This is a genomic window from Pseudaminobacter sp. Soil_N_29 (assembly GCF_057656055.1).
On sequence record NZ_JBDGLC010000015.1, the window covers coordinates 1 to 13,635 of the forward strand.

The 13,635-nt window shown below is 59.4% G+C and carries 15 protein-coding genes and 3 pseudogenes; 10 read left to right on the forward strand and 8 right to left on the reverse strand.

The genetic code is table 11. The features are described 5' to 3' along the window. Positions 1-151 precede the first annotated feature (151 nt). From AC3A4H_RS22905 to AC3A4H_RS22920, 4 genes and pseudogenes are all read right to left on the reverse strand, one after another. Positions 152-403 carry a hypothetical protein gene (locus AC3A4H_RS22905; RefSeq protein ID WP_487768770.1) on the reverse strand — a complete coding sequence of 84 codons (252 nt, stop codon included), beginning with the start codon at positions 401-403 and terminating at the stop codon, positions 152-154. A gap of 117 nt (positions 404-520) precedes the next feature. Then, on the reverse strand, positions 521-772 hold the full coding sequence (locus tag AC3A4H_RS22910; RefSeq protein WP_487768771.1) for a hypothetical protein: 252 nt from the start codon (positions 770-772) through the stop codon (positions 521-523). Then, a complete protein-coding gene (locus AC3A4H_RS22915; protein WP_487768800.1) occupies positions 769-1,212 on the reverse strand; it encodes a Ku protein in 444 nt (147 codons plus the stop codon). The genes AC3A4H_RS22910 and AC3A4H_RS22915 overlap by 4 nt, the downstream gene beginning before the upstream one ends. Further along, positions 1,212-1,504 (reverse strand): annotated as a pseudogene (locus AC3A4H_RS22920) (HU family DNA-binding protein). Before AC3A4H_RS22920 ends, AC3A4H_RS22915 begins: the two are co-directional and overlap by 1 nt. A 126-nt stretch (positions 1,505-1,630) precedes the next feature. Here AC3A4H_RS22920 and AC3A4H_RS22925 point away from each other — a divergent pair. Then, the gene (locus tag AC3A4H_RS22925; RefSeq protein WP_487768772.1) at positions 1,631-2,038 is read left to right on the forward strand and encodes a hypothetical protein; all 408 of its coding nucleotides are present in this window, start codon (positions 1,631-1,633) and stop codon (positions 2,036-2,038) included. On the opposite strand, the gene traG is transcribed toward AC3A4H_RS22925, so the two are convergent. The 3 genes from traG to AC3A4H_RS22940 form a co-directional block, all read right to left on the reverse strand. Then, on the reverse strand, positions 2,022-3,941 hold the full coding sequence (traG, locus tag AC3A4H_RS22930; protein ID WP_487768773.1) for a Ti-type conjugative transfer system protein TraG: 1,920 nt from the start codon (positions 3,939-3,941) through the stop codon (positions 2,022-2,024). The two genes, AC3A4H_RS22925 and traG, sit on opposite strands and share 17 nt — an antisense overlap. Before the next feature lie 23 nt (positions 3,942-3,964). Further along, positions 3,965-4,228 carry a conjugal transfer protein TraD gene (locus AC3A4H_RS22935; RefSeq protein ID WP_487768774.1) on the reverse strand — a complete coding sequence of 88 codons (264 nt, stop codon included), beginning with the start codon at positions 4,226-4,228 and terminating at the stop codon, positions 3,965-3,967. Between the two features lie 70 nt (positions 4,229-4,298). Further along, positions 4,299-4,502 carry a TraC family protein gene (locus AC3A4H_RS22940; RefSeq protein WP_487768775.1) on the reverse strand — a complete coding sequence of 68 codons (204 nt, stop codon included), beginning with the start codon at positions 4,500-4,502 and terminating at the stop codon, positions 4,299-4,301. A 311-nt stretch (positions 4,503-4,813) separates the two neighbouring features. Here AC3A4H_RS22940 and AC3A4H_RS22945 point away from each other — a divergent pair, with 311 nt between their 5' ends. The 7 genes and pseudogenes from AC3A4H_RS22945 to AC3A4H_RS22975 all read left to right on the forward strand — a co-directional run. After that, on the forward strand, positions 4,814-5,038 hold the full coding sequence (locus AC3A4H_RS22945; protein ID WP_487768801.1) for a MobA/MobL family protein: 225 nt from the start codon (positions 4,814-4,816) through the stop codon (positions 5,036-5,038). Then, positions 5,014-7,932 (forward strand): annotated as a pseudogene (locus tag AC3A4H_RS22950) (BID domain-containing protein); the annotation flags it as partial. The gene AC3A4H_RS22945 and the pseudogene AC3A4H_RS22950, both read left to right, overlap by 25 nt. A gap of 15 nt (positions 7,933-7,947) precedes the next feature. Next, the gene (locus tag AC3A4H_RS22955; RefSeq protein ID WP_487768776.1) at positions 7,948-8,217 is read left to right on the forward strand and encodes a hypothetical protein; all 270 of its coding nucleotides are present in this window, start codon (positions 7,948-7,950) and stop codon (positions 8,215-8,217) included. A 3-nt stretch (positions 8,218-8,220) separates the two neighbouring features. Continuing rightward, the gene (locus AC3A4H_RS22960) at positions 8,221-8,523 is read left to right on the forward strand and encodes a zeta toxin family protein (protein WP_487768802.1); all 303 of its coding nucleotides are present in this window, start codon (positions 8,221-8,223) and stop codon (positions 8,521-8,523) included. Next, positions 8,448-9,071, forward strand: coding sequence for a zeta toxin family protein (locus AC3A4H_RS22965; protein WP_487768803.1), 624 nt, complete (start codon positions 8,448-8,450; stop codon positions 9,069-9,071). Before AC3A4H_RS22960 ends, AC3A4H_RS22965 begins: the two co-directional genes overlap by 76 nt. Before the next feature lie 49 nt (positions 9,072-9,120). After that, the gene (locus AC3A4H_RS22970; protein ID WP_487768777.1) at positions 9,121-9,336 is read left to right on the forward strand and encodes a hypothetical protein; all 216 of its coding nucleotides are present in this window, start codon (positions 9,121-9,123) and stop codon (positions 9,334-9,336) included. Positions 9,337-9,348: 12 nt separating this feature from the next. Further along, positions 9,349-9,981 (forward strand): annotated as a pseudogene (locus AC3A4H_RS22975) (BID domain-containing T4SS effector); the annotation flags it as partial. A gap of 92 nt (positions 9,982-10,073) precedes the next feature. Here AC3A4H_RS22975 and AC3A4H_RS22980 read toward each other — a convergent pair. Further along, on the reverse strand, positions 10,074-10,751 hold the full coding sequence (locus tag AC3A4H_RS22980) for a hypothetical protein (RefSeq protein WP_487768778.1): 678 nt from the start codon (positions 10,749-10,751) through the stop codon (positions 10,074-10,076). Positions 10,752-10,989: 238 nt separating this feature from the next. Here AC3A4H_RS22980 and AC3A4H_RS22985 point away from each other — a divergent pair, with 238 nt between their 5' ends. After that, positions 10,990-12,603, forward strand: a complete 1,614-nt coding sequence (locus tag AC3A4H_RS22985; protein ID WP_487768779.1) for an RcgA family putative transporter — start codon at positions 10,990-10,992, stop codon at positions 12,601-12,603. Beyond that, entirely contained in the window at positions 12,593-13,600 is a 1,008-nt protein-coding gene (locus AC3A4H_RS22990; protein ID WP_487768804.1) for an alpha/beta hydrolase family protein, read from the forward strand. The genes AC3A4H_RS22985 and AC3A4H_RS22990 overlap by 11 nt, the downstream gene beginning before the upstream one ends. The last annotated feature ends 35 nt before the right edge of the window (positions 13,601-13,635 follow it).

Here is a 13,635-nt window from a genome sequence, read left to right on the forward strand (position 1 = left end):
TAGTAGGCCAACAGAAGAAGAGAACGTCAATGCAACTTTCGTTCGTTGCTCCCCATTGTCAGGAGATGGCCTACCTTTCCCCGGACAGATGGGGGAGCACCGCAGCGACGCGGGAAATGCGAGATTGATGGAGTGAGACCACGAGGGGCATTCAGTCGATTGTCTTGAATAGGCTGAACTGCGAGAACACGGACGGCGTACCACCCGTATGGATGAGCGCGGCCGGCTCATCCGCCGAGATGTGGTTGCACTCGACGAGGTCCACGAAGCCACCGAGGGTCTCGGCCGTGTAGGCATGTTCGATCAGGATGCCTTCGCTAGGCGCCAGCGTGATGATGGCTTGCTCTGATGCCGGCGTGGGCTGGCCATAGCCGGCACCAAGATAGTGGTAGTGGATGGGCAAGTGATCGAGGTCCGGGACACTAAGGCCCGTGTGGCTCGAACCGCTCCTTGGTCGGGATTGAACGCGAAATGCCCCGCCGCTGCCGCATCATTTGAACCATTTCAATACTGACCATTATCAGGGCCCCGATTTTGCCTTCGGCTTCTTGGCCTTCGGCGGCTGCACGCCTTCCGCCTCCAGGCTCTTGCGCAGGATGCTGGCGAGATCCTTCACGTTCTCCTTCGGCCGAGGCGCTGGCTTCGGTGCCGGCTTAACGGTGCGCTTCGATTCGATCAGTTGCCGCAGCGCATCCTCATGCGCATCCTCGAACTTGCTCGGATCGCAGTGGGTGGCTTTCTTGTCGATGAGCATGCTGGCGATCTCGGTCATCTCCGGGTGATCTTCACGTCTTCGAGATGGTCGAAGACCTTCGACGCCGGCACGATTTCCTTGGCGTTGCGCAGGATGGTCATCAAAATGCCCTTTCCCATCGGCTCAAGGAGAACGTGCCGCTCGCGCTGCCAGAGAACAACCGAGGCAAGCGCGACCTTGTTCGTTTTGACCATCGCCTCGCGAACCAGGCTGAACGGCTCAAGCGACGGCTTGTTCGCCGGGGAAACATAATACGGCTTGTCGAAATAGATCGGGTCGACTTCAGCCACGTCGACAAAACCATCAATCGTCATGACGTGCTCGGCAAGCGGCTTCAGCGCCGCAATCTCGTCTGACTCGAGCAGAAGGTACTCTTTCCGGTTGACTTCGTAGCCTTTGACCTGATCGTCTGGCTCGACGGGCTTCCCGGCACAACTCGGGGCGGTTGGAGTAGCAATTAGCCGTTAAGCGCATCCTTGATGGCCTTGGCCGGTGTGAAGGCCAGCTTCTTCGATGCCGCGATCTGGTGGCGCCGGTCGACGGATTGCGGCCCTCGCGCTCCGGCGTTTCCTTCACCTTGAACTTGCCGAAACTGGGGATTGAAATTTCCGCGCCTGATCCGGCGGCATGGGCGATCTGCTTGAAGACGTTCTCGACGATTGTCTTTGCTTGCGCCTTGGTAAGGCTTTGCTCGCCGAAATCCCATGGTGATGGTGTTAGGGAAGGCGCTGTCGCCTTTCCGTATTCCAAGACGTTGGGCAGGCCATATGTCCGGAACTTACGAATGCGCCGATGCGGATCGACCGAAGCGGCGTGATTGTGGATTCCATTACCACCGTTTGCCTGTAGACTGTGCGCGCATAAAAGGACCGGACGATGGGAGATCGCACGCATAGCGGCATAAAGGTCAATCACGCCGCGATCCAGCGGCGTGAATTGACGGCTCGTGTGACGCCCTTTCTGATCGCGCTGCCGTTCAACGTGCTTGAATACATCGGGCGGGCCGGGTTCTACGGTGCATGGCATCTGCTCTATTTTGTCGCCTGCGCATTCCGCGCCTTTACCGTTTTCATGCTTGTTGCCGCGGTGGTCATGCTGCCCATGGCGCTCGGCGTTTTCGTCAACCCGAGCGCCGCACCGATGCCATGGTGGTTCTTCCTGTTGTCGGCATTTGGCATGGTCGCTTTCGCGGTTGGCTACAATCTCTTCCTCGACTGGTTCGCGCCACCCGGCGCGGAGGATCCGTTCGATGGCTACCGGCCACGCACTAGCCGGAAGTCTTGACGAACCGGTTCGGATTGGCGGCAGCGTCCATATCCTTTCTCCGGAAGTAGATTGCCCGCCCGCAGCGGATCGGATCGTGCCCCTGGACGATGATGATCTGCTCATCCTTGCGCATCTGTTGGGTGATTTCGTGCGGCATGATCAGCGGCCGGCGCTGAAGGTTGAGGCTCTCTGACCGTCGCGATCCGCTGTTGGAATTGCTCCATCCGACATTGCGGGATTTGCCCTGAACCTCAACGGTCATCTCGCCGCACTGAGCCGAAACGTTGCGCGCGGTGTCGAGCGCCTTGATGGCAGCGTAGGAGGCGAAGGCGCATCCGTCGATCCACGATGTCGCGCCGTCTTTGCCGAAATGCCGTTCGAGTTGGCCGACCGATTGATACATCAGCATCAGGGTGATGCCGTACTTTCTGCCCCGGTCACGAGCCTCCTCGAGCACACGCATGTAACCAAGGAGGTCAACCTCATCGAGCATGAACAGGGCACGGCGCTCGAACGCGCCGTCGGCCTGCGTCATCGCATTGATCAGCGATCCGATGACGACGCGGCCGATGCCCGGATAGGACCGCAGGATCGCCGCCGGGATGTTCAGGAACACATCCTTCTTGCCCGAGACGATGTCGCTCGACCGGAACGTTCGCCCGCAAACCAGAGCCGCATAATTGTCGAGTGACAGCCATTGCGTATCTTTCGACGCGGTCGAATAGACGCCTGAGAAGGTCTGCTCGGTCATATTGGTGAAGACACCAAGCGTCTCACGAATGAAGGTCGACTCAGACGTCTCCTGAATGTCGCGGAGCATGGTCAGCACCGACGGTTCCGGTTCGGAGACGATCTGGCGCAGGCTGCGCAAATTGCGCCGTCCGGCATATTCCGGAGACAGCATCACATGAGCCAGCAGACCCGTCAGCAGGTTATGCGCCTGGTTCTGAAAATAGCTGCCGGTCGAGGATTCGAAACGCGCGCTTTCCGACAACAGCATATGCGCGACCGCGACAATATCCTCTTCCTTGTGCTTCGAGGTTTCGATCCAGTCGAGGACGTTGAAGCCGGTCACCGGGTTTGATGGATCGAGCACCATGCACTCGCGGCCCAGTGCGCCCATCCTGTGTTCGACAACCATCGGCGCGACCTCGGCCGACGGGTCAAGGCAGATCAGCGGCCCGGTGTAACGCAGCGCCGTCGGCACGACGTTGCCGGTCGTTTTGAAACCGCCCGATCCCGCAAAGAACAGCATATGCGTGGAATCGAAATCCTGCTTGTAGGTGAGAAGCGGTGCCGTTCCTCCGCCGCCCCATGTTTCCCGGTCCGTTGGATCGAACGGCACGTCTCGGATCATCTCCCTATCGACGCGATAGCGCTCGCCGACGACGATTTCTCCATCGGATGGAAACAGCTTTCCGGCCGCCGGCATGGTGAGCCAATCGGCGTCTCCGAAAATTGCACGCTTTGCGCGCTTCACAGGATCGGAAACGACTGTCGATATTCGAGCCGAGATCGCGACAATAAAGAATGCGACCCCGGCGGCGATGACGGCAAAGAAGTCCAGGTAGGATAGGGCTTCGTCCCATGTGACCGCTCCGCTCCCGACGGACGGCGACAGACGTGCATATTCGCGCAGGGCGTAGAAACCGGCGACGCCGAGGAAACAGACCGAGCTCACAAGCGCGACCAGGCGCCGGCGATGGAGCGGTAGCGCGAAGACCGTGATCAGGCCTGCCACGGGACCAAATACCAGGTTCGGCAGCGGGGCTGAGCGCAGGAACCAGTAGGCGTTTTGTGGCGAAAAGCCGGCTGACATTGCTTGCCATCTCTGCGTTGTGATTAGCAGCGTGATTACTGTTACGGCGAGAGGCACCATTGCCCACAACAGCGCCGGACTGACTTTGCTCCTCGACGCCATGTCCGGCATCCTCCCCTGTATGCTTATCCGCCTACGGTCTTCGCTGAACCGGGCATTGTCGGCGACTGCGTCCCCGCGGCTTCCGCGTCTTTGAGACGGTCAGCCTGGAAGGCCACTCCGCCCTTGGCCTTCAGGCGATGATGTTCAGGCGTTCCCGCGCGGATTGTCGCTGCTTCGATCAAAACCCCGAGCAGGAAGGCGCGATCGGCCTGTCGAAGACCGGCCTTCACGACCAGTCCACCAAGCGTGATCTTTTCGCGCGCATCCTGTTTTCGGTCGTCCGTCATTTCCTTCCGCCGCCTCCGCTCAAGGCCCACGATGCGCTGGTCGAGGCGTCTAAGCAGATGCCCCTGAAGCTCACTTGCCGCCATCGCGAAATCGCGCGGCGATCTCTTCGAAAATGGCGTCGAGCTCGCCATCTGGAATCTCGAGCTCGGCCAATCCGGCCTTTGCGGCTGCGCGTGCGAACCGCTCATTCGCTTTCGCCAGCAAAGACCGTCGTTTTTCGCGCAGTTTCTCTATCTGGGCATCGATCTCAGAAATTGATGATTTAGCACGCATGTCTTGTGTTTCCCTTCGGTCTCTTTGCGCCGTCACGGCGCTTATACAGCGTAGAAACGCATAGTAAAAGATGCTAGTTTTCATCGAGCCGAGAGGCTCGTTTTTGGTCTGCGCCCGAATGGGCGCATCCCGAGAGACGGCATCGGCCCTCCGGTCCGATCTGTTCGAGGGCGCAATATACGTCGCTGAAGCGACATGCTTGGAGAGGCTTGGGGATCGGCATGGCGATCATGTTCGTAAGGGCACAAGTGATCGGTCGCGGAGCGGGGCGCAGCGTCGTCTCGGCCGCCGCCTATCGCCATCGTACGAGGATGGAGGAAGAGCAGACCGGCATCAGTTTCCGCTATGAGGGCGGCAAGGCCGAGCTCGTGTACGAGGAGCTGGCGCTGCCGGATCAGACCCCAGCGTGGTTGCGCACCATGATCGGCGGTCGAACAATCGCCGGCGCCAGCGAGGTGTTGTGGAATGCCGTCGATAAGTTCGAGAAACGGGCGGACGCGCAGCTTGCCGTCAACTTGAAACCCGCGATGCCGTGATCGAGCGGATCGTTGAGGACTGGGGGCAGGCGAGGGAGGACTACCGAAGGAAGGCCGAAAGCCAAGACCGGACACTCAATGGCTCCGAGCTGCTGGTCCTGGCGCAAACCAATGATGATGTCGGGAAGCTCAACCAGGCGATCCGCTCGGTGATGGCAGGGCAGGACGCGCTTGCTGAAGAGCGGGCATACCAGACCGAACGGGGCGAGCGGCAGTTCGCCATTGGCGATCGACTGATCTTCCTCGAGAATGCCCGCTTCTTTGAGAAGCGCGCGGAGCATCTTGCCGTGCAGCACGTCAAGAACGGCATGCTGGGCACCATCGTACGCACCACGACCGAGCGCGGCGAGACGCTGCTCACGGTGAAGCTGGATGCGGGCCGTGAGGTGATCTTCGGCCAGGACACCTATCGCAATATCGACCATGGCTATGCGGCGACTGTGCACAAATCGCAGGGTGCAACCGTCGACCGGACCTTTGTTCTCGCCACCGGCATGATGGACCAGCATCTCGCCTATGTGGCGATGTCCCGTCATCGCGATCGGGCCGACCTCTATATAGCGCACGAGGATTTTGCGCCGCCCGAGAAATGGGGCAAGTCGCAGCGCGTCGACCACGCTGCCGGCGTCACTGGCGAACTGGTCGAGACCGGTGAAGCGAAATTCCGGCCCAATGACGAGGATGCAAAAGAAAGCCCGTATGCAGACGTGAAAACGGACGATGGAGTGGTACACCGCGTCTGGGGTGTCAGCCTGCCAAAGGCACTGAAAGAGAGCGGCGTCGAAACCGGCGACACCGTCACTTTGCGCAAGGACGGTGTTGAGCATGTCACGGTGAAGGTAACGGTCGTGGATCCCGAAACCGGCAAAAAGATCTTCGAGGAACGGGAGGTCGAGCGCAATGTCTGGACCGCCGAGCAGGTAGAGACCGCGGAAATCCGGCAGGCGCGCATCGCCCAGGAAAGTCATCGTCCGGAACTGTTCAGGCAGTTGGTCGAGCGCCTGTCCCGCTCCGGCGCCAAGTCGACCACGCTCGATTACGAATCCGAAGCGGGCTACCAGGCACAGATTGTTGACTTCGCTCGCCGCCGCAACATGGGTCACGCCATCGAGCTTGCTACCGGGATGGAGCAGGGGGTGGAGCGACATCTGTCGTTGATTGGCGCGCAACGCGATCGGGTGGCGCGGCTTTGGGAGCGCGCCAGCGTCGCGCTTGGCTTTGCGATCGAGAAGGAGCGCAGCGTCTCCTATGACGATCAGGCGGTTCGGACGCAAGCGGTCGCCCCGGCATCAATTGCCCCGAGTGACGAAGACGCCCGATATCTGCTCGCGTCGCAGGCGAGCTTTGTCTGCTCTCTGGATGAAGACGCGCGCATCGAACATCTGGCGTCGGCACGGTGGAAGGACCGCGAAGCGATCCTGCTGCCTGTCCTCGAGCGTATCTATCGTGATCCTGAATCCGCCCTCGATCGGTTGAACGCGCACGCGTCGGACTTCGATGTCGAGCCGCGGCGGCTTGGTGAAGATCTTGCCCGCAATCCCTCGATGCTTGGCGCCGTGCGCGGCAGCGACAGACTGGTCGACGGACAGACGGCGCGCAAGGAACGGGCCCGGGCGGTCGCCGCTGTTGCGGAGCTCGAGCCTTTGGCGCGCTCTCACGCTGAACACTTCAAGCGCGATCGGGCCACTTATGAGAATCGCGAGCATGCGCGCCGCGCTGCCATGTCGCTTTCGGTTCCTGCGCTCTCGCCGCATGCTGTCGCTCGGCTCGCGGAGATCGAGGCCGTGCGCGAGAAGGGCGGCGAGGGTGCCTACAAGACCGCCTTTGCCTATGCCGCGGAAGAGCGTTCGCTTGTGCAGGAGATGAAGGCCGTGGGTGAGGCGCTGACCGCCCGCTTCGGCTGGAGCGCCTTTACCGGGAAGGCCGACCAATATGCCGAAAAGCAGATGGTCGAGCGCATGCCCGAGGGAACGTCCGAGACAAAACGGGAAGAACTTACGACGCTGTTTTCGGCCGCGCGCCGTTTCAACGAACAGCAATATCTGGCAGAGAGGCGCGATCCGTCGCGGATCGTGGCGCCGGCGGCCTACGATCCTGCCGCGGCTCCAGAAATGTCCAGGCCGCCTGCCTTGCCGATGCTCGCGGCTGTCGCCGAATTCGCAGCAACTGTCGATGATGAAGCCAAGACGCGCGCGCTGGAGGTTCCCCGCTACCGGCAGCAGCGCGCAGCGCTTGCCGAGGCCACCCAGCACGTCTGGCGCGATCCCGCTGCGGCCCTTGCGACGATTGAGGATCTGGTCGTCAAGGGGGTCGAGCCGGAGCGTATCGCTCGTGCCGTCAAGAATGACCCTGCCGCCTATGGTCCATTGCGCGGCTCCGACAGGGTCATGGATAGGCTCATCGCTACCGGCCGGGAACGCAAAGCAGCGATCGAGGCAGTGGTGGGTGCTACCGCCAATATCGTCGCGGCTGGCAAGGCCTGGCGGGGGGCGTTCGACGCGGAGAAGGCGGCCGTTATCGACGATCGGGAACGGATGAGCGTGCCGGTTCCTGGCCTGTCGCCGCGGGCGACTACCGAACTTGCTCGTCTGACGGCAGCGGTCGAGAAGTCGCCCAAGGACATAACGCAGCTTGTCCGCTCGCTTGACGCGAGGGTCAGGGCCGAGTTCGCAGTCGTCAGCAAAGCCCTCGACAAGCGGTTCGGGCCGAACGCTATCGGCCGTGGACAGGGTGACATCGTCGATCGGGTGCCGGCGGCGCAGCGCAAGGTATTCGAGGCAATGCAGCCCCGCCTCAAGGTGCTGCAGAATGCCGTTCGTGCCGACAAGGCTCAGGACATCATCACCGAGCGCCAGATGCGGGCGCTCAATCAGGCCAAGGGCATCACCAGATAGCAGGAAGGAAACACAGTGGCCGGACAGCTGACAACTCTCGAGGCGATCGTGCGGGCCGAGCTCGCCATCGAAATCATGAATCAGGCGCGCGGGCTGGTCTCGGAACGCGTCGCCGCCATCGAGGCGAACGACGCGGCCGGCGCCGAGGCGCCGCGCACAAAACGGCGTGAGCTGCTTTCGGTGCAGAACCGCATTCGTGTCGGCGATCCCGAGCAGACCGAAGCCGTGATCGCGGAATGGTGGCCACGGGTCAAAGACGCTGCCTTGTTCTGGCAAGAGCTCTGATCTATGGCAGACGAAGCTGTCATCGGCCGCCTGCCAGAGGCCCGGAACGAACACATCTTCCGCACGCAGATCCTGCCCGACTATCTCCCCGACGATATAGGAACGGCGGATCGGCCGCCGACCCTGATCGTGCTCGGCGGCCAGCCTGGCTCCGGCAAAACTGCCGTGCTGACCGCGAGCCACATGGAGCTGGAGCAACAGGCCCTGCCATCCGCATCGTCGGGGATGATCTGCGATCCTACCATCCCGGTTTTGTCGCGCACCAGAAGGCCGATCCGGCAACTGCATTGCGCTTCACACAGGTAGATGCCGGCATCTGGAGCGAAAAGCTGCTCGCTGCAGCCACCGAGCGTGGTGTCCATGTGGTGTTCGAGACTACGATGCGGACCCCAGACAGCGTCGAGAAGATCATGAAGGCCGGACGATCCGCCGGCTATCGCATCGAGGCGCGCGTGCTGGCCGTCGGTCCTCGTGTCAGCTGGCAGGGCTGCCACTACCGCTTTGAGGAAATGCACCATGCCGGAGCAGCCGCGCGCATCCCACCACGCACCGTTCACGATGCCGCCATCACGGGTCTCGCCGAAAGTCTGGAGCGCGTCGAGCGTCGCAAGCTCGCCGACCGTATCGTGATCCAACGACCGTATGGCGAGGTGGTCTATGACAATGCTCTATCCAATGGGCAATGGCTGGCAGCCGCCACGGCGCGCCAGGTCCTAGAGAAAACGCGCAGCCGTCCATTATCTCGCACGGAAATCAACGCCTTCGTGAGTGTCTGGGCCAGGGTGGTCGCCCGCATGGAGGCTCGTAGCGCTCCGGCGGCCCTGATCGATGAAGTGAAGGCCCACTCACGATGACCTCGCCTGGTTCCTGGCAGAGCGCCGCCGGTCAGATGACGATGATGCCATGAAGTCCGCGCGGGAGGTCAAACAGCGGATCGGCATCGAGCCGAGCACCATCGTTCCGGCCGATCGGGCGGATGCTCTGGCCGACTCCGCCCTCCGGGATGAGGGGAAGAAACCGGAACGCCATATTCAACCGGGAGAGGTCCTTATTCCCCGACGGGAATTGCCCGATCTGAGCGAGGCCGAGATCGGCATCAAGCTGCGGCTATCCTCGTGACTCGAGGAAAAGCGTTCTGAAATCGAACGGCTATCGCAACTGGTCTATGGCAATGCTGCCGCCACATCGGCGACGGTGGAGAGCATCGACGGGGCCGTGGCGGGCTCCGTGGCGGGACAGGACATCCGGAGCGGAAGGCTTGGACCTACCGCCGGAGAGGGCAGAGGTTTCCTGCGCGCCGAAAGTCCAGAACGCCAGACCGCTAAAGCGCAGCTGCCACAGCTCGCCGCTGCCATGGAAGACTATGGCCGCACGGTCGATTTCGAGCGGCATCAGATCGAAACCAGGCATCGAGAGCAACAGCATCGCCACCGTCAGGAAATCCGTGCGCCATCTGAGGGTTTAACGGCGATCCTGCAGGCGCCAGCTCATGAGCAGGCCAGCAGGTTGCATGCCGCCCCGCAGTTGCGACGGGAATTGGACGGCATCGCGACGTCGATCAATCGGCGGCTGACGTCCGCAGACCGAAGTGCGTTGAAGTCAGGAGACATCGACCGGTTATCGCGAGATCTGGCCATCTCCCCCGAACGCATCGCCACGCTTGCACGCGTTCAGTCTCAGATGCAGGCGGTGCATGGCCAGACCCAGCTGCATCGGCAGCAATTGGAACGCGGTCGCAATGCTGCAATGTCGATAAAAAGATAGCTTCAGCTCAATGCCGTCAACTGGATTGGTCGACTGATCTATACGCAGGCAGCTAGTAACGATAGCGCTTGGTTGAATTTGCCTGCTTATTCTCACGTGTCTCTAGCTGTTCGGGAGTCCTCTGATGCATCAATCCATAAGACATGCATAGGCATATTGATCGCATAGGAGCTGATCTGGCTTGTAATTAGCATTTTTGTGCCATGTGAAATGACAGTCTCCTCTGCCTCGACACGGATCAACAAACCTTCGTCATGCGGGCGGATTGCTGCCGTTGCTGCCTCGAAATCGAGTTCATATTGACCATTACTTTGGGAGATGGACCGACAATGAATCGTCAGGTCTTTAATCGCGTGTTCAATTGCGTAGGGAGCGTTTGCTAGCCTTAACTTTGCTTCGCATATGAGCCGCATGCTATACTTCCTTCTATTCGTAGCATCGTATCTGTCTGCCGATTCCGATGCGAGGTCTTCCGGCGAAGGCATGCTCGACACGGGCGCGGGTTCTGGAGCGTGTTCGGTTGCCGTGCCGCATCGGCTTGCCTCTTGGCTTCTTGCGATCCACGCGGCTGATGAAGCCTGGTCTAGTCGACCGATATGCCGTGTCGGCCCACACTTCGGAGCCGGTGTTGGTGGTCGCCAGCAACCCGCATCGACCCTGTCGCCGTCATCCAGAAGACCAAGGAACCGGCCGAAGGTGCGACGGCCCATGATCTGAAACTCGGCCTGCTCATCCGACAGCCCGGAAAGTGCCTGTAACACCAACATCATCAAGCATCTTAAGGTGGGCGCCCGCCCTGCGCCCGATCCGAGCAGTTCATTGCCTTGGTCAGCGGTTTGCGAAACATATCCCACGCAACAACCGTGTTCAGCCTCTCCAGTGGGTCGCCGGTCATTCGATCCTCTCCGTGCCGGCCAAAATCGAGTTGATAAATACGTTGATTGAGGACGAAGGCACGATAGGATACGAAACCTAGCGAAACGGAACGAAAGTAGCGCCTGTAAGCCATTGATTAAGAACGCAAAAATATTTCTCCCCCCGCCCGGAGACGAAAGTGATTTCAAAGAATTATTCAAACGATTGGCGGCTGCGGGTGCGGGTCGGCCGTTGGGCAAAGACGGGTTTCCTGCAGGCCCATGGACGCCCGAGCTTCTTGCGGAGGCGATTTCACGGATTGATTCCAACCGGGTTGGGATCGATCTGCGAACGGTGCAGCTTTGGTTTCAAGAGAACCGGAAGGGAATTAGCACTGCCAACATTCGTTGGCTGGCGAGGATTGTTGGATGCGATGATCCGGTCGCAACGAGCGAATGGCAGATGGAGCTTAGTGCGGCGCAATCGCGGTTATCGGCCAAGAGACGAGAATGGAAGCGAGCCGGAAGCAGCGTTGCACAGGAGATTCCAGATCCGGCACTGACTGGGACCGTCGATGACGAGACACACTCCCCGGCAGAGTTGGCGCGGGATACTGACGACAAGGAGCCGAGGCAGCGGTTTAGTTTGGCGAGGAAATCGGAGGCGATTTTTAGTCACGGATCTCCCCTGAATTTACCGGCGTCGGTGTTTGCGGGTGTCACCGCTCTTGGGTTTTTGTCGTATATTATGGGGATTCACAACGTGACGTATGGCCGGGCGGATGGCGTCGTCAAGCAGGTTGGGTTTCTTTGGGCAGCCAATTGGACATTCGTCTTCATGGTGTTTTTGCCATTGTTTTGTGCCTTCGTGACCGAGCTAATGACCTTTTGGAAAGATGAAGGCCGCTCAAAACTTATCGCGCAGGGCGACCGGATGGAGAGCGACGATGCCTGGGCGTGCAACGTCGAATCTTCTTCGTATTCATATTGGGCGGTTTTTTTAATTTGTGTGCTGTTCGCTGGTCTTTTTCAGTGGATCGGCGTGTCGTTAATCCCGTTGATCAAAGGTGGTGGTAATTATGCGACGGATTGGGGCTCGTTAGCAATTGTGCGCCCTGAGGTTATATCGGTGCCGGAAGCGGCCGTATTCACGGGGCTCGCTTACCTATACATGTGCGTCTGTTTTTATCTTTTCTTCGCCGGTCTAATTTTGCTTTATACGGTCGTGGATGACCTTTGGAAAATTGGCGAGGCATCGAAAAATCAGCCGGAAATGGGCTTTCAATGCGACTTAAACGAAGCCAGTTTCAAGGTGATGCGATGGGTCTTCCGGTGTACGCTTTTGGGCATTCTGATGGCCACTATCATGAAGCTCCAAAGCTCTTACCTCACATCCGATGGAGTGAATATTGTGGCCTGGCTGGTCAGCGATCTGACCTCCGCCTTGTATGAGCGCGCCGATGCGAGCAACCGCTTCAGTTATAGAATGCCGACGCATTACAGCAGTCTTCTTATCGCAATTTCGAGCTGTTTTGTTTTTCTGTATGGCACCATCCGTTTGGGCGCCGGAAGTCAATTTCAAGTCCCATTGTGGAAGATGTCAGCGATCGTAACACTGCTGGTTGCCAGCTATTTGTTGATCGATGCATTTTCAGGCTTCTCCATCCTTCTTGGCGTTGGAGTGCTGCTCGCCATCTACGGCCTAATTGATCCAGGGTTTGGTCGAGGGCGAGCGAGTGAGTTGGGAAACGATCAAAGTGTTTCATAGATGGCTTGATCGATGGGATGAACGACGGGCGCGACTCGGTGAGGAAGGGAAGCAGACAACCGATTTCGTCCTTGACGTCGACCGTGCATTTCCGGGCGCGAAGACGGCGGAAACGATCGAGGGGTTTTGTGTCCTGGCGGACCAGGCCATGGCTGACTCAGCCTTTTTCGATGAGCCGGGCGGCAACGATCAGGGTTTTGAAAGACAAGGCGAATGGCTCAAATTTCCATCGGACATTTCCACTGATGTCGAAGAGAACAATGTCGTCTGGGCAAAAATCACAGACAGCGAATCCTTCGATCGGGCATTGGTGATTTTCCACCATTGGAATGCAAGCTCTTGGAATCGCCAGATTGCCAGCTTTTTTGCGAAGCGCGGCATCACGGTTGTCGAGGTTGCCATGCCCTATCACCTCGAGCGCAGCCGTCCCGGGTCTCTGCACGCCGATTATATGCTTAGCGCCAACCTCGGTCGAACGATCCAATCCGTAAGGCAGGCAGTATTGGACGGCCGGAAGGTCATTCGTTGGTTGAAGCGCGAAGGCTATCGGGACATTTCGGTTCTCGGTATGAGCCTGGGTTCCTGGGCCGCTGGATTGATCGCGGCACATGACCCGGCTGTGTCGAAAGCCTCGTTGTTTCTGACGGCGGGGAGTCTGGCAGATATGGTTTGGACGGGCCGCGCGACACGATCGATACGCGATAGCCTTGAGCCTGAGATTGAGCTGACCGATCTCAGAAGGGCCTGGGGTCCACTTAACTTGGAGAATTACGCACATCGTCTGGCGCGGCCGGATCTCGCTCTACACGTCGTGTTGGCCAAGAGAGACAAGGTAGTTTTGCCAGAGTTGTCGGCGAGATTCATGGAAAAGCTGAAGGACACCGGTGCTCGGCCCAACGTTCTTGAATTAAACTGTGGCCACTATTCGCTCGCCATGCCGCCTTACCTTTTGTTGGCCGGTTTGAGCTTGAAGCGGCTACTAAGGCGCGGCCGTTGAGCCGTTTCTGTCGTCAGCTGAATCGGCATACCTGA

Coding starts and splice junctions, on each gene's coding strand:
- AC3A4H_RS22960 (WP_487768802.1), top strand. CDS start 8,221: ATGGCAGACGAAGCTGTCATCGGCCGCCTGCCAGAGGCCCGGAACGAA.
- AC3A4H_RS22980 (WP_487768778.1), bottom strand. CDS start 10,751: ATGATGTTGGTGTTACAGGCACTTTCCGGGCTGTCGGATGAGCAGGCC.
- AC3A4H_RS22925 (WP_487768772.1), top strand. CDS start 1,631: ATGGGAGATCGCACGCATAGCGGCATAAAGGTCAATCACGCCGCGATC.
- AC3A4H_RS22910 (WP_487768771.1), bottom strand. CDS start 772: ATGACCGAGATCGCCAGCATGCTCATCGACAAGAAAGCCACCCACTGC.
- AC3A4H_RS22940 (WP_487768775.1), bottom strand. CDS start 4,502: ATGCGTGCTAAATCATCAATTTCTGAGATCGATGCCCAGATAGAGAAA.
- AC3A4H_RS22970 (WP_487768777.1), top strand. CDS start 9,121: ATGAAGTCCGCGCGGGAGGTCAAACAGCGGATCGGCATCGAGCCGAGC.
- AC3A4H_RS22935 (WP_487768774.1), bottom strand. CDS start 4,228: ATGACGGACGACCGAAAACAGGATGCGCGCGAAAAGATCACGCTTGGT.
- traG (WP_487768773.1), bottom strand. CDS start 3,941: ATGGCGTCGAGGAGCAAAGTCAGTCCGGCGCTGTTGTGGGCAATGGTG.
- AC3A4H_RS22945 (WP_487768801.1), top strand. CDS start 4,814: ATGGAGGAAGAGCAGACCGGCATCAGTTTCCGCTATGAGGGCGGCAAG.